Source organism: Enterobacter sp. SCRI0065, assembly GCF_059766475.1.
In genome coordinates this window covers 505,236-528,112 of the sequence record NZ_JCBAJB010000002.1, presented here as the reverse complement: position 1 = coordinate 528,112, position 22,877 = coordinate 505,236, and the positions used below count along the sequence as shown (strand labels likewise).

Annotated in this window: 19 protein-coding genes; 1 reads left to right on the top strand and 18 read right to left on the bottom strand. The window is 53.2% G+C overall.

The window, feature by feature from the left end; translation table 11 throughout:
* Positions 1-5: 5 nt before the first annotated feature.
* The 17 genes from wzxC to AC6EMZ_RS08250 form a co-directional block, all read right to left on the bottom strand.
* The gene (gene wzxC, locus AC6EMZ_RS08330) at positions 6-1,484 is read right to left on the bottom strand and encodes a colanic acid undecaprenyl disphosphate flippase WzxC (RefSeq protein WP_498401978.1); all 1,479 of its coding nucleotides are present in this window, start codon (positions 1,482-1,484) and stop codon (positions 6-8) included.
* Between the two features lie 9 nt (positions 1,485-1,493).
* On the bottom strand, positions 1,494-2,888 hold the full coding sequence (gene wcaJ / locus AC6EMZ_RS08325) for an undecaprenyl-phosphate glucose phosphotransferase (RefSeq protein ID WP_498401977.1): 1,395 nt from the start codon (positions 2,886-2,888) through the stop codon (positions 1,494-1,496).
* Between the two features lie 142 nt (positions 2,889-3,030).
* A complete protein-coding gene (gene cpsG, locus AC6EMZ_RS08320; RefSeq protein WP_498401976.1) occupies positions 3,031-4,401 on the bottom strand; it encodes a colanic acid biosynthesis phosphomannomutase CpsG in 1,371 nt (456 codons plus the stop codon).
* Positions 4,402-4,510: 109 nt separating this feature from the next.
* Positions 4,511-5,947: a mannose-1-phosphate guanyltransferase gene (gene cpsB / locus AC6EMZ_RS08315; protein WP_498401975.1), complete on the bottom strand. Its 1,437-nt coding sequence runs from the start codon at positions 5,945-5,947 to the stop codon at positions 4,511-4,513.
* Positions 5,948-5,950: 3 nt separating this feature from the next.
* Entirely contained in the window at positions 5,951-7,174 is a 1,224-nt protein-coding gene (gene wcaI, locus AC6EMZ_RS08310) for a colanic acid biosynthesis fucosyltransferase WcaI (RefSeq protein WP_498401974.1), read from the bottom strand.
* Complete coding sequence (locus AC6EMZ_RS08305) at positions 7,171-7,650, bottom strand: GDP-mannose mannosyl hydrolase (RefSeq protein WP_498401973.1); 480 nt, start codon at positions 7,648-7,650, stop codon at positions 7,171-7,173. Before AC6EMZ_RS08305 ends, wcaI begins: the two co-directional genes overlap by 4 nt.
* Before the next feature lie 2 nt (positions 7,651-7,652).
* A complete protein-coding gene (fcl, locus tag AC6EMZ_RS08300; RefSeq protein ID WP_498401972.1) occupies positions 7,653-8,618 on the bottom strand; it encodes a GDP-L-fucose synthase in 966 nt (321 codons plus the stop codon).
* 2 nt (positions 8,619-8,620) lie between these two features.
* Positions 8,621-9,742, bottom strand: coding sequence for a GDP-mannose 4,6-dehydratase (gene gmd, locus AC6EMZ_RS08295; RefSeq protein WP_498401971.1), 1,122 nt, complete (start codon positions 9,740-9,742; stop codon positions 8,621-8,623).
* Between the two features lie 25 nt (positions 9,743-9,767).
* Positions 9,768-10,316 carry a colanic acid biosynthesis acetyltransferase WcaF gene (gene wcaF, locus AC6EMZ_RS08290; protein WP_498401970.1) on the bottom strand — a complete coding sequence of 183 codons (549 nt, stop codon included), beginning with the start codon at positions 10,314-10,316 and terminating at the stop codon, positions 9,768-9,770.
* 15 nt (positions 10,317-10,331) lie between these two features.
* Entirely contained in the window at positions 10,332-11,078 is a 747-nt protein-coding gene (gene wcaE / locus AC6EMZ_RS08285) for a colanic acid biosynthesis glycosyltransferase WcaE (RefSeq protein WP_498401969.1), read from the bottom strand.
* Positions 11,079-11,090: 12 nt separating this feature from the next.
* On the bottom strand, positions 11,091-12,311 hold the full coding sequence (gene wcaD, locus AC6EMZ_RS08280; protein WP_498401968.1) for a colanic acid polymerase WcaD: 1,221 nt from the start codon (positions 12,309-12,311) through the stop codon (positions 11,091-11,093).
* The gene (gene wcaC / locus AC6EMZ_RS08275; RefSeq protein ID WP_498401967.1) at positions 12,286-13,503 is read right to left on the bottom strand and encodes a colanic acid biosynthesis glycosyltransferase WcaC; all 1,218 of its coding nucleotides are present in this window, start codon (positions 13,501-13,503) and stop codon (positions 12,286-12,288) included. Before wcaC ends, wcaD begins: the two co-directional genes overlap by 26 nt.
* Positions 13,500-13,988: a colanic acid biosynthesis acetyltransferase WcaB gene (gene wcaB, locus AC6EMZ_RS08270; protein ID WP_498402302.1), complete on the bottom strand. Its 489-nt coding sequence runs from the start codon at positions 13,986-13,988 to the stop codon at positions 13,500-13,502. Before wcaB ends, wcaC begins: the two co-directional genes overlap by 4 nt.
* A gap of 2 nt (positions 13,989-13,990) precedes the next feature.
* The gene (gene wcaA / locus AC6EMZ_RS08265) at positions 13,991-14,833 is read right to left on the bottom strand and encodes a colanic acid biosynthesis glycosyltransferase WcaA (protein WP_498401966.1); all 843 of its coding nucleotides are present in this window, start codon (positions 14,831-14,833) and stop codon (positions 13,991-13,993) included.
* A 96-nt stretch (positions 14,834-14,929) separates the two neighbouring features.
* The gene (gene wzc / locus AC6EMZ_RS08260; protein ID WP_498401965.1) at positions 14,930-17,092 is read right to left on the bottom strand and encodes a tyrosine-protein kinase Wzc; all 2,163 of its coding nucleotides are present in this window, start codon (positions 17,090-17,092) and stop codon (positions 14,930-14,932) included.
* 2 nt (positions 17,093-17,094) lie between these two features.
* Positions 17,095-17,538, bottom strand: coding sequence for a low molecular weight protein-tyrosine-phosphatase Wzb (gene wzb / locus AC6EMZ_RS08255; RefSeq protein ID WP_498401964.1), 444 nt, complete (start codon positions 17,536-17,538; stop codon positions 17,095-17,097).
* A gap of 6 nt (positions 17,539-17,544) precedes the next feature.
* Positions 17,545-18,684 carry a polysaccharide export protein gene (locus AC6EMZ_RS08250; RefSeq protein ID WP_498401963.1) on the bottom strand — a complete coding sequence of 380 codons (1,140 nt, stop codon included), beginning with the start codon at positions 18,682-18,684 and terminating at the stop codon, positions 17,545-17,547.
* Positions 18,685-19,377: 693 nt separating this feature from the next.
* On the opposite strand from AC6EMZ_RS08250, the gene AC6EMZ_RS08245 reads away from it, so the two are divergent.
* Positions 19,378-20,961 (top strand): TerC family protein, encoded by a 1,584-nt coding sequence (locus tag AC6EMZ_RS08245; protein WP_498401962.1) that lies wholly within the window; start codon positions 19,378-19,380, stop codon positions 20,959-20,961.
* Positions 20,962-21,002: 41 nt separating this feature from the next.
* On the opposite strand, the gene asmA is transcribed toward AC6EMZ_RS08245, so the two are convergent.
* Positions 21,003-22,850, bottom strand: a complete 1,848-nt coding sequence (gene asmA / locus AC6EMZ_RS08240) for an outer membrane assembly protein AsmA (protein WP_498401961.1) — start codon at positions 22,848-22,850, stop codon at positions 21,003-21,005.
* Positions 22,851-22,877: the final 27 nt, after the last annotated feature.

The window sequence follows — 22,877 nt, the reverse complement described above, 5'->3', positions numbered from 1 at the left end:
AATATCTAGCCTGCGCGAAGCAGCGTTTTCATTTTTTCGTTACGGCAAAACTGACGTTTCATCTCCACCACCAGCGCGTTGCGCGACAGCACAATCATCACCATAAACGCCAGCGCGCCCGCGGTAATTTGCGTCGTCAGCAGCATGCCCAGTGCCAGATGACCGTCGAGCACAATACCCAGCCCATAGCTCACCGCCAGCGTCGGCAGCGACAGGTAGAACGGTAGCCACAGGCTCAGGATGTACTGCCGATAGCTGGAGCCCAGCACCGGTTTGATCATCACGAAGTAGCTCAACACGGTATTAATGATTTGCACCAGCAGGAAGCCGAGCGTCACGCCAATCGCCCCCGCCGTCTGGCCGCCGATGATAATGGCCGGAATGAACAAGAAGGTTTTGAATACGTTAAATTTGAAGCTGATATCCACGCGCGCTTTTGCCATCAGCAGTGAACCGATCGGATTCCCAACGGAACGCAATAGCCCCACCACGCACAGCAGTTGCAGGATCGGCACAATCCCGCTCCACTTTTCACCAAACACCAGCGGGACAAAGTTATTGGAAACCACCATCAACCCGAGTAACGCCGGGAAGTTAATAATCCCCACCACCGACAGCAGCTTGTAGAAGTTCACGCGCAGCTTCTCGGTATCGTCCTGAATCTTGGCAAACGCCGGGAACAACACGCGGGTGATAATCGGGTTAAGCTTCATTGGCGGGACAACCGCCACGTTGTACGCCAGGTTATAGCCGCCCGCGACACTCGCCCCGAGGATACGCGCCAGCACCAGCGTAGACAGGTTAGTATTGACGTAATTGATAATGCTGTCAGCGGTCAGCCACGCGCCAAAGCGCAGGTTAGACGACACGGAAGCAAGGGAGAAATGCAGACCAGGTCGGTAAATCTTGCGGCCAAAGTAGCCGAACAGCAGTGTGCGCACGGCGGTATTGACCAGATAACCCAGGATCGCCGTCATCGCCAGTGGCCAGAAATGCGCGCTCACTACGGTAAAGGTAAAGCCCGCCAGCACCGAGGTCGTTTCGATCATGCCAATCTTGCTGAATTCCAGCTCTTTTTGCATCAATGCGCGGAATTGCTGCCCATGCGGGATCACCACAAAGGCAAACGAGAGCGTGCGGATAAGCGGTGCGAGGTCCGGGTTATTCAGCACGTCGCCAATAAAATCGCTCAGCAGAAACACCGCCACAAATACCGTGATACCCAGCCCCACGTTCAGCCAGTAAAGCGTCGTCAGCTCCAGTTGGCTGATTTGTTTGCGCTGAATAATCGAGTTCGCAATGCCAAAGTCCGAGAGCGTATCGGCCAAAGCGATAATCACCAGTGAGATGGTCAACAGCCCAAACTGGTGGTTATCGATGATGCGCGCCAGCACGGTCATCTGCGCCAGCCCCAGACCGATGATGATGACCGTTGCCATTGCCGACCACTTTGCGCCGCTGATGGTTTTTTCACGTAAGCTCATGACCGTTCCTTAATACGCCGCTTTGTTCACAAAGCCTTTAAAGATGGTCAGAAAGACGATTTTGATATCGAACCAGATGCTCCACTCGCGGATGTATTCCAGGTCGAATTCAATACGTTTTTCCATTTTTTCCAGCGTGTCGGTTTCGCCGCGCCAGCCGTTGATTTGCGCCCAGCCGGTAATGCCAGGTTTCACCTTGTGGCGCAGCATGTAGCCTTCAATCAGGGCGCGGTACTCTTCGTTATGCGCCACCGCATGCGGACGCGGGCCGACGATCGACATCCCGCCGGTGAGCACATTGATAAACTGCGGCAGTTCGTCGAGCGAGGTACGGCGCAGGAAGTTACCAACGCGGGTCACGCGCGGATCGTTTTGCGTCGCCTGGGTCACCACGCTGTCGTTTTCCATCACCTTCATGGAGCGGAACTTCCAGACCTTGATCGGCTTACCATCCATGCCGTAGCGGGTCTGGCGGAAGATAATCGGGCCAGGCGAGGTCATTTTTACCGCCAGCGCAATCCCGCACAGTACCGGGGAGATCAGCAGCAAAATCAACGTGGCCAGTACAATGTCTTCCAGGCGTTTCAGCACACGGTTAATCCCGGAAAGCGGCGTGTCATACAGCGGCACCACCGGCACGCCGTTCACCTCTTCAACACGCGAATGCAGAATATTAAAAGTAAACACGTCAGGAATAAGGCTCACCGAGCAGGTGGTATCCGCCAGCTCGCGCATCAGGTTGCGGATGCTGTGTTCCTCGCTCATCGGCATGGCGATGTAAACGTTATGGATTTTCCCTGCTCTGGCATCGTCGATAAGCTGTGCAAAATTGCCTGCCCATTCCGACGGCACACCGCCGGGTTTTGCGTCGTGGTAAACCCCCACCACCTCCAGCCCCAGCCAGGGTTCATTGCGAAAGCTATCGAGCAGGTTCAACCCAACGGGCAAATCACCCGCGACGGCAACAAAGCGGGTGTTATAGCCACGGTTACGCAGCCAACCTGCGCCAAAGCGGATAAGCGAACGGCACACCACCAGCCCGACGCTGGTTAACACATACCAGCAAAGATAGGTCACAAAGCTGTTATCAAAATCGCTGCTAAATGCCACCAACCCGGCGCTGAAGATCAGGCTGAGGGTCCAGTTTTGCAGCAACAGCATCAGCTCGGTCGTCATTTTGACGCCGCGCCACGAACGGTAGAAATCGGTCATTCCCCCGATCATCTGGAATACCACCAGCGCAATAAGCGCCATCAACAGGTGCATATATAAAAACGATAGACCGCTTACCTGACACACTACCCACAGCCCACCGAACATGATGGTGATGTCAGAAAAACGCTGCACCATAGAGATTAACGATGCATTCGTTTTGGCTCGCTCGCGCTTTTTTAGATTTGTCATCGTTGTTCCTTGAGTTCCTTTGCCCCTCCCCCCGCCCTCTCCCCAAAGGGGCGAGGGAGAAAAGACAGCTCCGTGCAATCCCCTCTCCCCTTTGGGGAGAGGGTTAGGGTGAGGGGTAAGGCTTTAGGTTTTAGATTTCGTATTACTGTTTCAACAGCGCCAGAATGTCCTGCGTTCGCGCCTTCATCAGAGGGATGTCGGCGCGGGATTCCACATTCAGGCGCACCACCGGCTCGGTGTTCGACGAGCGCAGGTTAAAGCGCCACTGCGGGAACGCCATGCTGATACCGTCCGTGCGGTCGATTTCCAGCGCGTGAATGGCAAAATGCTGCTCAACACGAGCAATCGCCTCAGCGGGTTTTTCCAGCTTGCTGTTGATTTCGCCACTTGCCGGGAATGCCGTCATACGATCGCGTACCAGTTCGCCCAGCGTCTGGCCCTTCTGGCACAGCAGTTCGCTCACCAGCAGCCAGGGAATCATCCCACTGTCGCAATAGGCAAAATCACGGAAGTAATGGTGAGCGCTCATCTCGCCGCCGTAGATAGCGTCCTCTTCGCGCATGCGTTCTTTAATAAACGCGTGCCCGGTTTTAGACATCACCGGCTCTCCGCCCGCGGCGCTGACCACATCAACCGTGTTCCAGGAAAGACGCGGGTCGTGGATGATTTTCGCCCCCGGATTTTTCTCAAGAAACGCTTCTGCCAGCAGGCCGACGATGTAATAGCCTTCGATAAACTGGCCTTTCTCGTCGAACAAGAAGCACCGGTCAAAGTCACCGTCGAAAGCGATACCCATATCCGCGCCGTGCTCAATCACCGCGTTGCGGGTATCGTCACGGCACTCGGGCAGCAGCGGATTAGGAATACCGTTCGGGAAGTTACCGTCCGGCGTGTTATGAACTTTGATGAAGGTGACCGGCACGTTCAGCGCCTGGAAACGGGCTTCCAGCGCGTCGACCACCGGGCCCGCCGCGCCGTTGCCGGAGTTTATCACCAGCTTCAGCGGCTTAAGGTTGGCTACGTTGATGTAGCCCAGCAGATGATCGATATAGTCTTTACGCAGGTCGATTTGCTGGTAGCTGCCGCGTTTCTCGTCAACAACCGGCGGGAAGTCGTTCGCTTCGGCCAGACGCTGCACGTCGCGCAGGCCCGTATCGCCGCTAATCGGGCGAGCGCCTTCGCGCACCAGCTTCATGCCGTTGTAATCCATCGGGTTATGGCTGGCAGTCACTTCGATACCGCCGTCCACGCCCAGATGGAAAGTTGCAAAGTAAATCTCTTCGGTACCGGACAAACCGATATCCAGCACGTCCACGCCCGCGTCCTGTAGCCCTTTTGCCAGCGCCAGCTTGAGCGCTTCGCTGGTCAGGCGCACATCGCCACCCAGCACAATCGTTTTCGGCTTTAAATATTCGCCGTACGCGCGGCCAATGCGCCACGCAATATCTTCATTCAACTCTTCGCCCAGCTTGCCGCGAATATCATAGGCTTTAAAACAGGTTAACTTTTCCATGATGACCCCTTCTTCAGGCAACAGTCGGCCCTGGCCGATTAATGGCCACATTATTTTTGTCATTGGTAGGCCCGGTTAGCGCAGCGCCACCGGGCATGATGCAAAGGTGCTATACCCGCCCGTAACGATCTTCAAAGCGGACAATATCGTCCTCTTCCAGATACGAGCCGGAGCGCACTTCAATCAGATCGAGCGGAATTTTCCCCGGGTTTTCCAGGCAATGTTTCGCACCCAGCGGGATGTAGATAGATTCGTTTTCACCGAGCAGTTTGATTTCGCCATCGATGGTCACTTTCGCCGTACCGGCGACGACCACCCAATGTTCTGCGCGGTGATGGTGCATTTGCACCGACAAGCCTTCGCCTGGTTTCACGGTGATACGCTTGACCTGATAGCGGTCACCCGCGTCAATGGAGTCATACTTGCCCCACGGACGATAGACTTCACGGTGAATGTGGTGCTCATGGCGGCCATCAGCCTTAATCTGCTCGACCACTTTTTTGACGTCCTGCACCGCATTGCGATCGGCAATCAAAACCGCATCTTTGGTTTGCACAACCACCAGGTCCTTCACGCCCACGGTCGTGACCAGCCCTGATTCGGCATAAATGTAGCTATTTTCCGTTTTATGGCTGATCACATCGCCATGATGTACGTTGCCTTCCGCAGTATGCGCGCTGATTTCCCACAACGAGGACCAGGAGCCGACGTCGCTCCACCCGGCATCCATCGGGACCACAACCGCATCCGCCGTGCGTTCCATCACCGCATAGTCAACGGACTCTTCCGGACAGGCGAGGAACGAGGCTTCATCGACGCGGATAAAGTCCAGATCCGGGTCAACAACGGCCATCGCCTTTTCGCAGGCGCTGAGGATATCCGGGCGATACTTTTGCAACTCTTCCAGATAGCGACCCGCGCGGAACAGGAACATGCCGCTGTTCCAGTAATATTCGCCGCTGCCAACATAGGCCTGCGCCGTTTCAAGATTCGGTTTTTCCACGAACTGCGCGACGTTAAACGCCACGCTATCGCCCTCGCCCGGCGTCACGTCACCGCGGCGAATGTAGCCATAGCCGGTTTCCGGCAGATCCGGCACGATGCCGAACGTCACCAGCTTGCCGCTGTCGGCATACGGAATAGCGGCGCGTACCGCATCGCGGAAGGCCTCTTCCTGCTGGATGATATGGTCTGCCGCCAGCACCAACATCAGCGGATCGCAATCCGGGCTGCTGCGCTGGGCCGCCAGCGCCGCCAGCGCGATGGCCGGTGCGGTATTACGTCCTGCGGGTTCAAGAATGATGTTCTCGGTCAGCTTGTTCAGCTGACGCAGCTGCTCGGCGACGATAAAGCGATGCTGCTCGTTGCAAATCACCACCGGGCTTTCGCACTCCACACCATTCAGGCGATTGACCGTGGTTTGCAGCATGGTGAGATCCCCTTTCAGGCAGAGGAACTGTTTGGGATAGAGCACGCGGGACAGCGGCCACAACCGGCTACCAGAGCCCCCAGCCATCACGACCGGATACAATTTGCTAAGACTCATGATTTATCCCCGTATATCTGCAATAAATTGGCTAAGCACGTTCTCTTTTTCGAGCGTGCGTTCGGCATATTCACGTGCCACCGTGTTGACTTTTGGCATGGCAAGCGCCCGTTCGATACCGGCAACCAGTGCGGATACCGATTCCGGTTCCACGCAAACGGCAATCTCCGGATAGAGGTCGCACAGCTGGCCCAGCTCGGTTTCGGGTTCAGCGGTAATCACCGCGTTGCCGCCAACGGCCAAAATGTTGGTGAGTTTTGACGGTAAAACCGCATCCGCCGCGCCGCGCTTTTGCACGACTAAATGGCAATCACCCATTTTGAGTAGCGCAGGCAACGCCTCATAAGACTGAAGCGGGAAGAATTTGACGTTTTGCAGGCCGCGTTCGCTGACCATTTTCTCCAGTCGCGCTTTACCGCCGCCCTGCCCGACAATCACAAACATCCATGATTGTTTATTAAGCTGGGTCGCCGCATCGATAACGCTTTCCAGGCCCTGCTTTTCGCCGATGTTGCCTGAGTAAAGAATGATTTTTTGGTCTTCAGGCAAACCTAGCTGGTTGCGTAACGCATGAGCATCGCTGTTGGTGACATCACGAAAGCGCGCCACTTCTGACCAGTTCGGAAAGAAAATCACTTTTTCCGCCGCGACGCCTTTTTCCTGCGCTTTGTTCATCATTGAGCGCGAAATGGTCGAGACATAATCCACGTTGTGCAGCCCGCTGCGCTCAAAAGCGCTGGCGAGTTTTGCTACTTTGCCGCCCTTGCCTTTACCGGCCATCCCCAGACCGAGCATGGCATCCACTTCATAATCCTGAATGTGCAGCAGCGTGCGAGCGCCCGAAAGCTTGCCCAGCAAACGCATGCCCGGCGTGCAAAATAGGGTCGGTACCACGCCGATAATGCGATCCGGCTTCCAGTGGCGCTGGGCCATCAGCGGGAAAAAACTGCTCAGCGCAAAGCTGCCCAGATGAATCAGGCGCTTTAACGTAGAGGGCTGTTTTGGTACATACAGCGGGCAACGCCATACGGTGGCGCGCCCCTCTTCACGGCGATAACGCCAGTTTGAATACTGCTCACCGACTTTCCATTCCGGGTAGTAAGGCGGGGCCGTAATGACCCGCACCTCGTGACCCTGGCTTGCCATCCACTCGACCATTTCACCGGTGTACTTGCCGATACCGGTGAGTTCAGGCGAATAGTTAATGCCGTACACTAAAATTTTCATAAGCCCGGCACCCCGGCCTGACGTTCTGCCAGGAAATACGCGCGGCTGTTGTCATGCACGTTTTCACTGGCAAGTAGCGCATCCGGTTTCAGCCAACGGTAGTCGTCGTGCTGAGCATCAGGCAGATGTAAATCTGCCTCACTCACCTTCAGGCGAAAACCGAGCACCACGTAGTGGGTGCTGAAATCGGTGCCGGAAAAGTTATCGTCATAGAAGTGCTGCCAGACTCCGTAAAACTGACCGGCGGTCATCGGCAAACCCAGGCCCAGTTCCGCCAGCGTGAGGCGCTCGAAAGCGCGCTCAAGCGTCTCATCCTTCTGCACGCGCCCGCCCGGTACAAACCAGTACCCCTGAGCGGGGCGATTGGTTCGTTGACCCAGCAGGAACTCTCCTCGCTCGTTTTCCACCACCAAATCGATGGAAATGAGCGGGGTAGAACGTACGACCGTGGCAAAATCTTCCTGACTTAAAAACATGATTACCCCCGGAAGCGGTGCTGGTTTTCCAGGAACCACTGGTAGGTGCTTGCCAGCCCCTGCTCAAGTGATACCTCGTGATACCAGCCCAGCTGATGCAGACGCGTCACATCCAGCAATTTACGCGGCGTGCCGTCTGGCTTGGTGGCATCGAATACCACGCGGCCTTTATAGCCCACCACCTGCGCGATGGTCTGCGCCAGCTCGCGGATGGTGCAGTCCACACCAGTGCCGACGTTGATATGCGACAGCATCGGTTCGGTGTTCTCCTGCCACACTTCGCGGTCCAGCCCCATCACGTGAATGCTGGCCGCAGCCATGTCATCCACGTGCAGGAATTCACGCATCGGCGTACCGCTACCCCACACCACCACGTCTGGCGCGCTTTCCGCCGTTGCTTCGTGGAAGCGACGCAGCAGCGCCGGGATCACGTGCGAGTTGCTCGGGTGGAAGTTATCGTGCGAACCATAGAGATTGGTCGGCATCACCGAGCGATAATCACGGCCATACTGGCGGTTGTAAGACTCGCACAGCTTGATGCCGGCAATCTTGGCAATCGCATACGGCTCGTTGGTCTCTTCAAGCGTGCCCTGCAACAGTTCGCTTTCGGGGATCGGCTGTTTAGCCATCTTCGGATAAATACAGGATGACCCCAGGAACAGCAGCTTATTCACGTTGTGCAGATGCGCCGCGTGGATAATGTTGCTTTCGATCATCATGTTCTCAAAGATGAAATCTGCCGGGTAGGTATTGTTGGCGACAATGCCGCCCACCTTTGCTGCCGCCAGATACACCTGGTCAATCTGTTCGTTCGCGAAGAAACTCTGCACCGCTTTGCTATCCAGCAGATCAAGTTCGTCGCGAGTACGAACAATCACCTCTACGTCGCCGCGCTGTTCAAGCTGGCGGACGATGGCAGACCCCACCATCCCCCGATGACCGGCGACAAAAATACGTTGTTTGGTCATTCTTAAGACTCCAGCGCGATGGCAACCTCGTAGCCATGGGACTTCAGCAGGGAGTGTTTTTTCGCCGCTTCCAGATCGTTAGCGACCATTTCAGAGACCATTTCCTGCAAGGTGATTTCCGGTTTCCAGCCCAGCGTTTGGTGTGCTTTGGTCGGATCGCCGAGCAGCGTTTCCACTTCAGCAGGACGGAAGTAGCGCGGGTCAACTTCAACAATCACATCGCCTGCCTTCACGCCTGGTGCATCGTGGCCGGTCACGGACACAACGATGCCTTTTTCTTCTACGCCAGTGCCTTCAAAGCGCAGTTTGATACCCAGCTGTGCGGCGGCCATTTCGACGAACTGACGCACGGAGTACTGCACGCCGGTTGCGATCACGAAATCTTCCGGGGTGTCCTGCTGCAACATCATCCACTGCATTTTCACGTAATCTTTCGCATGGCCCCAGTCACGCAGGGAATCCATGTTGCCGAGGTGCAGTTTCTTCTCCAGACCCTGCGCGATGTTAGCGATCGCACGGGTAATTTTACGGGTCACGAAGGTTTCGCCGCGACGTGGTGATTCGTGGTTGAACAGAATGCCGTTACAGGCGTACATGCCATAAGATTCACGGTAGTTCACGGTGATCCAGTAGGCGTACAGTTTTGCGACAGCGTACGGGGAGCGCGGATAGAAAGGTGTCGTCTCTTTCTGCGGGGTTTCCTGCACCAGGCCGTACAGCTCTGAAGTCGACGCCTGATAGAAACGCGTTTTCTTCTCAAGACCCAGGAAGCGAATGGCTTCCAGCAGACGCAACGTGCCCATAGCATCAACATCGGCGGTGTATTCAGGGGATTCGAACGAGACCGCAACGTGGCTCATCGCCCCCAGGTTGTACACTTCATCCGGCTGCACTTCTTGCAAGATACGGGTCAGGTTGGAGGAATCCGTCAGATCGCCATAGTGCAAATGGAACTTTGGATTCGCTGAATGTGGATCCTGATAGATATGGTCGACACGTTCGGTGTTAAACGAAGACGCACGGCGCTTAATACCATGGACTTCGTACCCTTTTTCCAGCAGAAGCTCTGCCAGATAAGAACCATCTTGCCCGGTAACGCCGGTGATGAGAGCGACTTTAGACATGTTTATATTCCTCTACTTATCGAATTTAATCAGTTTCAACGCGTTCGCGTATCACCACTGCGGGGTTGCCACGGCAAATCTTATTTGCCGGTAGCGATTTAAAAACGCTGCTGCGCGCACCCACTACGGTGCCATCGCCAACAGAAACACCAGGTGCAACAAAAACATCTGTCGCCAGCCAGCACTTTTCGCCAATCACAATCGGCGTGGCGTTAATATCAAAATGCGGACTCATAAAATCGTGACTGCCGGTGCACAAATAACATTTTTGTGATACCACCGAATGAGCGCCAATCGTAATATCCCCAAGGGTATATAACACCGCGTCATCGCCTACCCAGGCGTAATCGCCGAGCGTTAATTTCCACGGGTAAGTAATCTTCACCGACGGGCGAATAACGACGTTTTTTCCGATTTTTGCACCAAATAAACGCAGTAAAAAGGCTCGCCAGCGATACAGCACCTGCGGCGACCAGGCAAATAACGTTGCCTGCACGGCCCACCACAACTGAACTTTTATTCCACTTGCGCCCCGAAATCCTTTGGGCACGGAGAATCCTTTAAGGTCCTGCATCACTATTCCTTATATTCAGGCTTTGTTATATAAGGCTTTCGTTTTGCCCGTTGTTTTCAAACGAACAAAATAAGACAATTCCGCCCAAAAACCGGGAACGCGTAATATCTTGCGCTGGACATTCCTGGCATCCTGACATAATTCAAGATTATTGGAGGTTGACACGCCTCCCATCGAGAATTCAGAGACCAGCCCCTTTATGCGACGGAACGGATAGCCTGATTTATACAGACTGGCAGCCAGTGCATAATCTGACGACACCTTATATTGCAAATCATAGGGATGTTTTTTCAGCCCCGCCGTCGGGAAGAAAATCGCCTGATGGCTGGCCGGAAGGCTGTGATAAATATACCAGCCATGCTTGGCACCGCGACGAACTTTAGTGCCGTCACCAAAATCCAATAAAGCATCGCCGATGACCATTGCATCATCCTTCTGACGCGACAGCTGCCGGGCAAATAAGGCCACATCTTCGTGGAACACATCACCCGAATTTAAAAAGATAGCGTAGCGGCCTTGCGCTAAATCGATACCTTTATTCATGGCATCGTAAATGCCCTTATCTTTCTCGCTGATGAAGCGTAAGTTGAACTCACCGTTGAGTTTTTCCAAAAATTCAGCGGTGCCGTCGTCCGAGCCGCCATCGACCACGATCCATTCAAACGTGAGGCTGGGGTCGCGTGCCAGGTTGCGCAGCGAGCGCCAGGTTTTTACTACCCCTTCGTGATTGCGAAAGGCGACAGTAATGACGCTAAGAAACATAAAACCACCTCGTCATGAATTCGTCATATTTAGCGCCTTGCGCAAAATAAACGGACAAACTATTAAGAACGCATATTCCGGGCTAAATATTGACCCGGTAAAAAACAGCGACACCGGCGTAAAAAGATACAACTGCACCCGAAAATTTTGGTTATCACCAAATGCATTGATCATCATTTTGAAAACTTTAAACAGGTACCACGCTGTTAACAGCACGGCAAACCACGAAAAATAAATAATGAGCAGATACAGACCATTGTCTATGGTTTTACCGACATCCGCACCGTTAAAGATTCCGAATGATGCGACATATTCGTAAAGTGAGCCAAATCTTACTACCCCGTCAATATGGGTTAATGAATAACCCACCATCACCAGCGGACCGATAATGCGATAATAGGAGGATGATCCTTCCGTTCCTAAATCGCCCAGGCGCGTAGAGATATACGGGAAGGCAAAAATAATACCCACCAGCAGTACGGTTAGCGAAATTATCGCTAAGGGTAGCTTTTTCTTGATCGCGTCTTTATTGAGGTACTGAAATGCCCATTCCAGCAGGTAAAACAAGATAAATGTCATTACCCCAGAGAAGGAACCTGACAGTACAATCCCTGCAAGAATCATAGCATCGGTCTTGGGGGTTTTGATACCAAACTGTTTGATACTGAGCCAAATTGAGATTAACGCCAGAGCAAAAAATGCCGGTTCAAAATACAACGCGGTGGTTCGCTTACCGCCAAACTTAATGAAGTTCAGTACATAGCTATTACTGTAAATGAGATATTTCGAAATTATTTCCATCAGGCTACTGCCGCCTGTCAAAATAATTTGCGCCATTTCCATCGCAGCAAGCATAACAATTAACGCCACGGCAATATAAAAGAACCTAAGGATTTTCCGATAATTGTGCGGCGAAATAGTTTTAAAGCGAATACTCCACACCATGCCAATAATAATCACGATATAAACAAACAGCATGGTGGAGGTGACATACTTGCTGGCGTCCAGCGACTGACCAAAGAGGTAGTTAAATGCCGTGAGGCCCACACCCAGCCCCAGCGCAATCATCAGCTTCTTAATGCTGATTTTTTCAACGTACAGCAAAAGCAGAACGGGCAAGAAGGTGACGATGGTTATCGGGAAGCTTTCGCCGAGCTGGGCAATTTTAACGTTAACCAGCAGATAGATCAGCGGCAGCAGCAGATAACTACAGATTCTGATAGAACGAGACATATTCCTCCAGCATCTGTTGGCCGCTGTACGCTTTGCGGCTGCGGTTGCGGAACGATTCCAGGCTGGTGCCAAAAACGGCCTGTGCGATCTCAGCCTTTGGTAATTGCACCATCGGCAGTACTTCGTTTTCGCTAAAGGTTTTCCCGCCGGATTTTTCCAGCACTTCGCGCGCGGCATCGCTGTGGGTGGCAATCACCGGTACGCCGATGGACAGCGCTTCGCACAAAATCAGCGGATAGTTATCGACGCGGGAGCTGAAAACCAACGCATCCATTCCGTTAAGCGCGCTCATCAGCTTGCGTTTATCGGTCTCAAAACCGTGATTGATAACGTTGGCCCCTTCAAACGGCGAGAACTTACCGAAGGTATGAAGCTCAATCTTGTCGCCGAGCGCCATCATGTCGCGCACCAGTTGCTGATTGGTTTTGCCGTCGTAACGCAGATCGTGCGCCACGATCGCGATTTTGGGTTTGCCGAGCGTGTTCGCAATCGGAGTCAACTCGGCCAGAATGTCTTCCGTCGCTACGTCAATCCCATTGTTGATAATCTTGCAGCGCCCTGCCCCATATAAGCTGTTGAATGCATCGGCAACGTGCTGGCTCGGAGAGATAAAGGTGCAGCCGAGCGCCAGCATGTCACGGAATAACTGACGTTTTCCCGCCACCAGCTTGCGTGCTCTGTCCACTTTCACCGGTGGATAGTTATCCAGCGTCGGGCATTTTTGGCAGTGGCTTTTCCAGCCTTCGCAGCCATCGGTAAACGCGCAGCGTCCGGTGACGCTCCAGTGATCGTGCAGAGTCCAGACAAAGGTGATGTCCGGCTTATGCGCCTGGACGTTTTCACAAAACGCCACCACCTCTTCCAGATTCAGCCAGTAGCTGTGCAAAACGTGAAAATGGAGGACCACAGGGCCAGACATGCGGGTGACCTGGCGATAAATATTGTTCAGGTTCCCAAACAGATCGCGGTTAAACAGGCGAAACAGCGCAATGTTAGCGATCGACGTTAAGCGTGGCGTTTGTTTCATGACCTGCGGATAGTTATCGTGACTGACGCTTTTTTTACCACCTTTGCCATAACCGTACACAAAACGCGACTGTAACCCTTTTTGCAGTGCGCGCTGATGCAAATCCAGCGCGACGCCTGCTGCACCGCCTTCTGCGAGGCGAACGTTAAATTGCAGAATATTCATTTCATTACCTTCACGCGGGCTTTTTCACCCACCACCAGCGCGTTATCAGGAATGCTGTCCAGCACCACGCTGCCTGCACCGATGGTGACATTGTTCCCAACGGTAATATCACCAATGATGACCACGTTTGCCCCAAGCTCGACGTTATTGCCAATCACCGGACAGGCCAGGCTTTGCGGGCCACGATTGCCGATGGTCACCGCATGACGAATCGTAAAATCATCCCCTGCCACCACGAATTTATTGATGACCACTGCATAACCATGGTGGATGGTGAAGCGGCGGCCAATTGTCGCGGCCGCCTGGATTTCGTAGCCAAACAGACACTCGGTGAGGATGCGATAGAGCACCAGAACAGGAGCGGCCCATAGATTGTTAAGCACGTTTTTTTTGCGCCAAACGGAGCAGAAATGCGCGACTCGGTAAGCCAGAACCATGCAGCAGGGACGCAGGCTCCAGCTATTCGCGCGGCAATCTTCCAGGATCATTATTTCCCCCTCAGCCCATCGGCCAGACGCTTGCCGTTTCGTACCGACAGCAGCGTCATAAGCGTGCGCCAGTTCATGCGCTTGTTGCGGATCTGATAGAGGGTAAAGAGCTGATATTTACGGCTGGCACGATCGAACTTGTCTTTGTGCTTACGATAAAAATGGAAGTAGCCCGAGAATTTTTTCGGCGACGAGGTAATTTGCATCTCACCGTGATTGATGTGCAGAATTTGCGTGGCGTCTTCCACCTTCCACGGCTCACCATATTCCACCACCATACGCAGGAAAATATCGTAGTCCTGCGCAGCTTTCAGTTCGGTATCGAACAGACATTCTTTGAAACGCCAGGCCCAGGTAAACACCTGATTACCGATGATATTGCGCTTATAAAACAGGCGGCGTGAGAACGGGGATTTCGGATACAGCGGCAGGCTGGCAGGCTGCGAGTAAACCTCACCCTGACAAACATAGTCATTGGCATACAGGAACGCATGCGTGACCAGCTGATGTTTGTGCGACAAAAATACGGACAGACGATTTGGCGTCCATTCGTCATCGTCATCAATGCCGGTCAAATATTGTCCTTTTGCCTGCATGATTGCCTGATTTCGCACGGCACATGCCCCAGAGTTAATCGCGTTATGGGTGTACACCACGCGCGGGTCATTGAGATCGTCGATAAATTTCTGCAACTGCTCGAACGATGAGGAGCAATCATCAACGATGATCAGCTCCCAGTGGTCGTAGTCCTGACGTAATACCGATTTAATCGCACGGATCGCCAGCTGCTGGCGATTCCACGTTGGCATATAGATGGAGATCAATGGGCGTTGTGTTGTCATATTTTCCCCTCACCCCTCACCCCTGCCCTCTGAAGGACCGCACCAGGCAGTCCCCTCTCCCCGGCGGGGAGAGGGTTAGGATGAGGGGGGCTTTTTTTATTTAGAGTCAGACTTATATTCGTACTCGTAGTACCCGTAATCCTGATATCCGGTCGCGCGACGGAAGATGGAGTTCAGAATCACCCCTTTCACCTCGATACCGTTCTGCTCGAAGCGACTCAGGCTGGTTTCGACCTCTTTCAGGGTATTCACCGCATAACGAGCGACCATCAGCGTAGTGCCGACATGGCGACCAACAATGGCAGCGTCAGTCACGGCCAGGATTGGCGGAGTATCGATAAGCACCAGGTCGTAGTGTTTGCTGGCCCATTCAATCAGCTGGGTGAAACGTTCACTCATCAACAGTTCAGACGGGTTTGGCGGGATCTGACCGCGCGGAACCAGGTCAAAATTGGTGATTGACGTTGGCTTGGCGCACTGCTCAATCTCACCTTTGCCGAGAAGAATCTCCGACAGGCCGTTGACGTTATTGGTCCCTAGCAGTTCGTGGGTATAGCCCTTACGCATATCGCAGTCGATCAGCAGCACGCGTTTGTTGGTCTGGCTAATCACCGCCGCAAGGTTAGCGCAGACAAACGTTTTACCGATTGACGGGCTGACCCCGGTCAACATCAATACGTTGTTTTTGGCCTGCATCATGGCGAAGTGAAGGCTGGTTCGCAGGCTGCGCACCGCTTCGATCGCCAGATCCGTTGGGTTTCCGACTGCCAGCAGTTGGCTCTGTTTGTAACGCTTAACGCCTTTCACCGTTTTGACGCTATCGCGAGATTTCTGCCATTCCGACAAAGGAATGCTGGCATACACGCTGATGCCATGATCTTCCAGCACCTGTGGGCTTTCGATTCCGCGGTTGAACAGGGAGCGAAGCAGCACGCCAACGATAGAGAGCATCAGGCCGAGAATAATGCTGCCGAGGACGATCAGCGCTTTCTTTGGTTTCAGCACGCCAGGCTGGGTAATCGCCGAGTCAACGATACGCACATCACCGACGGTACTGGCTTCGGTAATTTTCAGCTCCTGCTGTTTATTCAGCAGTTGCATGTAAACCTGCTGACCCGATTCCACGTCGCGCGTCAGACGCACAATTTCCTGCTGCGTTTTTGGCATCGCCGTCACGCGGTTGTTGAGTTTTGTTTTCTCATCTTCCAGCGCCTGACGTTTTTCCAGCAACGTGCGATACGCCGGGTGACGTTTGGTGTAGAGCTTAGAAATTTCCGCTTCTTTAAAGGTCAGTTCATTCAACTGCGCGTCGATATTGACCATCGAATCCAGAACAGATTTTGCCTCCAGCGGCAGGTCAACGGAGTCTTTGTCCTGACGATAGGCATTCAGCTTGTTTTCAGCCTCATCGAGATGCGAACGGACTTCCGGCAGTTGCTTCGCCAGGAACGCGAGGCTTTTTGCCGCTTCAGCCGACTTACGTTCGATATTTTGCTCAAGATAGTTGCGGGTAATGCTGTTCAGGATGTCGCGGATTTTATCTTTGTCTTCACCGGTGAAGCTCATGCTCAATACGCCGGTGTCTTTACCGTTTTCCGTGACGGTCAGGTTGCTTTGTAGGTTGTTGATCATGCCCAGCATCGAGAACTTACTGACGGTGAATTCACCGCCCTCCGCAGCATGGATATCGCTGACCATCATGCTGACGCCGTTTTTATTCAGCATCTGCCCGACTTCACCCCGCGCGCTAAAGCCCGCGTCACTGGTCAGTTCATACTGCTTAGGCCCCAACACTTGCAGAGTAAACACCTGGTCCCCTGCCCCTTTCGGCAGGTTAAAAGTGGTGACTTTGACCATGTCATTTTGACGCCCCATCAGCCTGTCCCAGCCAGCACCAAATAGCGGGAAGCTGTTTTTGGTGACGCCAATATCCAGATCAAGATCGTCAACCGTTTTGCCCAGCACCAGGCGCGACTGGATAAGCTGAATCTCGGCGTCCGATGCCGGCGGCTTGTTCGCCAGCGCCGAGCCGATATCCTGCACCAGCGAATTACCGGAGTTCTGTTCGATTTGCACCAGCGCATCCGCGCTATAGATAGGCGTGGCAAACAAGGTGTAAATCACAGCGGCGACGGCAAACACCGCCGTAATCCCCAGCACCCACCACTTCGCCTCAACGATCGTCCCTACCAGACGGCCAATATCAATTTCATCACTGCCCGAGATCGGGGCGGCAGAAGGTTTTGTTTTTTCTGTCATTGTTATCCCTGCTGAGCTTTCAGTGCCTGCGCCCACTGTTGGGCAGACTGGTCAAGTAAGGTGTACACCGCCTCAAATGCCTCACGGCTCTTGCGATACGGATCGGGGATTTCGCGTTCGTTGTCCCAGTGACCAAACAGCATCACCTTGCCGCGCATCTCCGGCGCAATTTCACATAGCGCCTGTATATGGCGTTTTTCCATTGCCAGAATCAGGTCGTAGTCCCGGCACATCCGGCCTGAGACCTGACGGGCAACGTGCCCGTCGAGCGATAGCGCATGCTCCTGCGCCACGCTTGTCGCGCGCTCATCAGCACCTTTTCCCACCAGCGCACCCAGCCCTGCGGAGTCAACCTTGAGATCGGGCTGGTAATTTTTCAGCAGCCGTTCTGCCGTGGGGGAACGGCAAATGTTCCCCACGCACACCACCAGAATTTTGTTAAACATCGCGGATTACCAGGTATGAATGTCGCGCGCCGTATCCGTCATGTAGCGAACGCCACTGATGGTTGGCAGCAACTGGTTGATCAGACGGTTCCAGCGAGTGACCGGAGCCGTGGTCACGTAAACCACGTCGTATGGCTGGAGGCGGAATTCGGTTGCCATCACCAGCGATGTCGCATCGGACATATCCAGCTGATAAATGTTGGCGATCTTGCCTTTTGCACTGCCTTCGCCTTTCAGTGGACGAATGACGAAGATGCCGCTGGCGTTCGATGCAGTCATGTCGAGGCCTTCTGCATTGCCCAGCGCTTCGGTCAGGGTCATGCCGCTGAAGTCCATTTTGAGCGTGCTCTGTTTCTTCACTTCGCCCATCACGAACACTTTCAGATCGTCATTGCGTGGTACAAACAGAATGTCGCCCGGATAGAGCAGACGGTTCTGGCTCAGGTCACCGTTTTGCATCAATGCCTGTAACGAAATGCGCTCTTCTTTACCGTTGTGCGTGAGCACCACGTTGCGCCAGTCGGCGGCATCGGTTAAACCGCCCGCGGTATTAATGGCATCCAGGACGGTTAATGGCACGTTGGTGATGGGCTGCTGGCCCGATTTGTTCACCTGTCCCGAGACGTAGGCTTTTTGCGAACGGAAGGCGGCAATATTCACATCCACCTGCGGGTCAGCAATGTACTGCGCTAAACGACCCGTCACGTCACTGCGGATTTCGGCCAGCGTTTTACCGACAACGTGGACTTTGCCAATGTACGGATAGAACATGGTGCCATCAGGCTGAACCCAGTTACCGGTATCGCTTGAACTACGATACTGGCCCGCTGGCGTTGTCAATTCAGGGTGGTCCCAGACGGTAACGCTAACAACGTCACCCGGTCCGACGCGGTATTCGTAGGACGAAATTTCCTGATCCAGAGAGATATTCGGCTGGGCGACGTTAGGACGTGGACGTAATTGCTCGACGAGACGCGGGGTTAATGGATACACATTCACCATTTTGTCGAGATCAAAATCAGCATCCTGTTGCTTAATCACATCCTTACCCGTTGTGGACATATTGCTGCCGGGAAAGACCGTACAACCACTCATCAAGGTCACAGACACCAATAATGGCATCAATTTCATTTTGGATTTGATCATTGATTATTTATCACTTTGGCAGAGTAATTACCCTGTGCAATTTAAAATAAGCCCGGCTGGAATGACTTTTAGAATGCAGTTAATCAAATAAAAATATAACTGGCATCAGTCCTAAAACTAGCTTATTCATCCATTGGCTCTTGACAGAATAATCGAGGCTGATTCACACGCTTTCAGGCACGCTACCGCCCTTGGCTTTCAGTTACCAATCCACTGACTAAACAATGCGTTATGGATAGACACCCTCTAAGATATGGACTTACGGGGAAATATATCAGGCATATCTGACGTTAGACTGATAATGAAATACAGCCCCCGAGACCGGTACAAAAATAGCAACAAGGCGTTTTAACATTTGATGCTGGGAGAATTGTTGCAGTTAACCTAATAGCAGGCAAGGAGACAACCGTCCTAATATTGGTTTTTAAGATTAATATTAAGCGCAAATTTTAAGGCTTTTAGGAATTTCTTCATATTGACAAATTAATATCTAAAAATATCACGTGCGATATTTCCTAAATATATCTTAATTTCATTATTCGCTGTTTCTTTCAGAAATAATAACCTGTGGTGAAGATTGTCATTTTCTTGCGGTTATTAAGAGAAATCTCAGCCTGCCATTGCAATTTTCGCCAGCTTTATCCATGATCGAAGTGTGACAAATGTCATATAACCAAAGGTATTGCTATTACTATGGAATGGATTGCCGATCCATCAATCTGGGCCGGGCTGGTGACGCTTATCGTCATCGAATTAGTCCTCGGTATCGATAATCTGGTCTTTATTGCCATCCTCGCGGAAAAACTGCCTCCGGCACAGCGCGACCGCGCCCGTGTCACCGGTTTGCTGTTGGCGATGGTGATGCGCCTGCTGTTGCTGGCCTCCATCTCGTGGATGGTCACGCTGACAAAACCCATTTTCACCTTCCACGACCTCAGCTTCAGCGCGCGAGATCTGATCATGCTATTCGGTGGGCTTTTCCTGCTGTTTAAAGCCACGGTGGAACTGAACGAGCGGCTTGAAGGTAAAGACAGCGAAAACCTTACCCAGCGGCGCGGGGCAAAATTCTGGCCGGTGGTGGCGCAAATTGTGGTCCTCGACGCCGTGTTCTCACTCGATTCAGTGATAACCGCCGTGGGAATGGTCGATCATCTGGCAGTGATGATGGCTGCCGTGATTATTGCTATTACCCTGATGGTGATGGCGAGCAAAGCCCTGACCCGCTTCGTGAATAGCCATCCGACGATTGTGATTTTGTGTTTAAGCTTCCTGCTGATGATAGGTTTCAGCCTGGTGGCTGACGGGTTTGGCTTCTCAATACCTAAGGGCTACCTGTATGCCGCCATTGGCTTCTCGGTCATTATTGAGACCCTCAATCAGCTCGCCATATTCAACCGCCGCCGTTTTCTCTCGGCCAATCAAACGCTACGCCAGCGCACCGCAGAAACGGTGATGCGCTTGCTAAGCGGCAAGAAAGAAGATGCCGAACTGGACGCCGAATCGGCCTCCATGTTGGCTGACCATGACGACAACCAGATATTTAATCCTCAGGAACGGCGGATGATTGAGCGCGTGCTCAATCTTAACCAGCGCTCAGTCAGCAGCATCATGACCTCCCGTCACGATATTGAACATATCGACCTGAACGCGCCAGACGCACAGGTTCGCGCCCTGCTGGATAAAAATCAGCATACCCGCATTGTGGTTACCGGTGGTGAAGAGGAAGAAGATCTGCTCGGTGTAGTACATGTGATCGACTTGCTGCAACAATCGCTGCGAGGTGATGCGCTGGACCTACGAGCTCTGGTACGACAGCCACTGGTGTTCCCTGAAACGCTGCCGCTGCTGTCAGCCCTGGAACAGTTCCGTAACGCGCGCACCCACTTTGCCTTTGTCGTGGATGAGTTTGGTTCAGTAGAAGGGTTAGTGACGCTGAGCGATGTGATGGAGACGATCGCCGGTAATTTGCCTAACGAGATTGACGAAATCGATGCTCGCCACGACATCCAGAAAAATGCCGATGGCTCCTGGACCGCTAACGGCCATATGCCGCTGGAAGACCTGGTGCAGTATGTTCCGATACCGCTGGATGATAAGCGTGAATACCACACGATTGCCGGTCTGCTAATGGAGTATTTACAGCGTATTCCGCAGCCGGGAGAAGAGGTTCAGGTAGGTGATTTTGTGCTGAAGACGCTACAGGTCGAAAGCCATCGCGTGCAGAAAGTGCAACTGATTCCGCTGCGCGGGGAAGATGATTTGGATTACGAAGTTTAATCAAAAGGCCGGGCAGTGTTGATACTGCCCGGCAGGCAAACTTATAGCTTATCGAGCAGCTTCTTCACGTCTTTACCACTTTGCGAATCCTGATTCTTATCCGCCCATTCGTTCAAACGACGTTTCCCTTCATCCTGAAGATGTTTTCGCAGAATCTGGTCAACCTGCAGGCTGTAGTTAAGCTCCTGCCATTTGCCGTACACTTTCAGCGGGATCGGGGTGTCCTTCAGGAAGTCGATCAGCTTGCCCTCGCCTTCCCAGCCCGACAGAACCCGTACGTTAAAGCGCGTATCGGTGGTTTCTTTGACCAGATCCATGGTGCCGGTCCCCGTCAGGGCTATTAGCGCAGACTGCCCCTGCATATCGTCAAGCGACAGCTGACCGTTGTTCAGCGACAAATCAGTGGCGAAACTGTCGAGCCGCGTAGCGCTATCGTAGCTTTCACTCGCCTTCACGCTGCTGCTGCGCTCAACCGCCTGTTGAACCAACTGCTGGAAGTTAAGACCTTCCATTCGGGTGTTGGCTAATTCGACGTGAGCCTTACCCTGCCAGCTGCGACGGAAGGCTTCCGCATCAACCTTATCACCGGAGAAATCGCCCGCGAGCGTCAGATTGCCGGTTAAAGAGATAGGATAATTGAAGGCTTTTAGGATCGTGCCAATCTCAATGTTGTCGAGCCGCGGCTGAAACTCCGCACGGGCCTCGTCCTGACGAACATCAAGCATGCCCGGCAGCGACATATGCCCGGCTCCCATTTGCCCACTGAGCTCAGAGATAACCAGCAGACCTTTATGGTTGAGCATCTGGCTGCTGACGTTGGTGAAGTCAATACCGCGCCAACGCACCGAATTGGCTTTCAATAAGATATCGGCGCTAAAGCTGCGTAGACCGTTGTAGTCAGGCTGATCGATGTTCGAGGCAATAACGGGGCGCGTTTGTTTCGGCTGATTCTGCCCCTGCTGTACAACGCCATCTGCGGCAAGAACCGTCTGCGGCGGTAAGAGATTCTCAAGATTCAGCTTGTCGAACTGCAGATCGAACACCCACTTTGGCTGCTCTGTCAGCACCACGCTTGCCCGCCCTTTAAGCGCGCTATCATTAGCCTGCAAATCGAGATTATTCAGCTCAAGCTGCTTTTGGTCTTCGTGCCAGACACCCTGCAAACTGCCCTTGCCAGTAATCCCTTGCACGGGTAAGTCTGCCCCGGATAGCTGCCAGTTGAGCTGCTGGATGTCGGCGGTCAGTTTGTGAGGATAGTCAGATGCGTCAACGTTCGCGTTTAACGACAGCGTCATGTCACGCTGGTTGCGGTTGATGCGCCCCGAAAAATCAAGCGTTGCCAGATGCTGCTGGTCCTGTTCCATCTGCAAATTGATATTGCGAACGGTGACCTGCTCATCGCCCTCGTGCTGGAACACCAGCACGCTGTCTACCACCTTGAGGCTACCGATATCAAAAGACCAGCCGGCATCTTCAGGCGCATCGGGTAATGAGTTTTCTCGTGGCGCAACGGGTGCGCTCTGGTCACGAACCGCCTCGGTTTGCGGCGTCAACTGAATCACCGCGCCTTTCAGCATCACCTGTTCAACCTGCAACTGATGGGAAAGCAGCGGCATTAACGCCACGTCGAGACGCATGTTATCAGCCGAGACCAGGGCGACCGACGCCCCGGGTGCGGTTAACGACATCCGCCCGGAAAGAATGCTGAGCTGAGGCCAGACGTGCCAGCGTAGCGGCCCATCCAGCTTCAGTTCGTAACCGCTGCGTGCTTCGACCTGCCGTACCATATAGGCGCGGAAATCATTGGGGTTTACCAGCAGAACCAACGCCGAAAGGCCAGCAACCAGCACCACCAGCAAAATCATCAGCGTCGTCAGAACTCTTCTCATGGCATCCTCAGTGGACCGGCCTTAAGC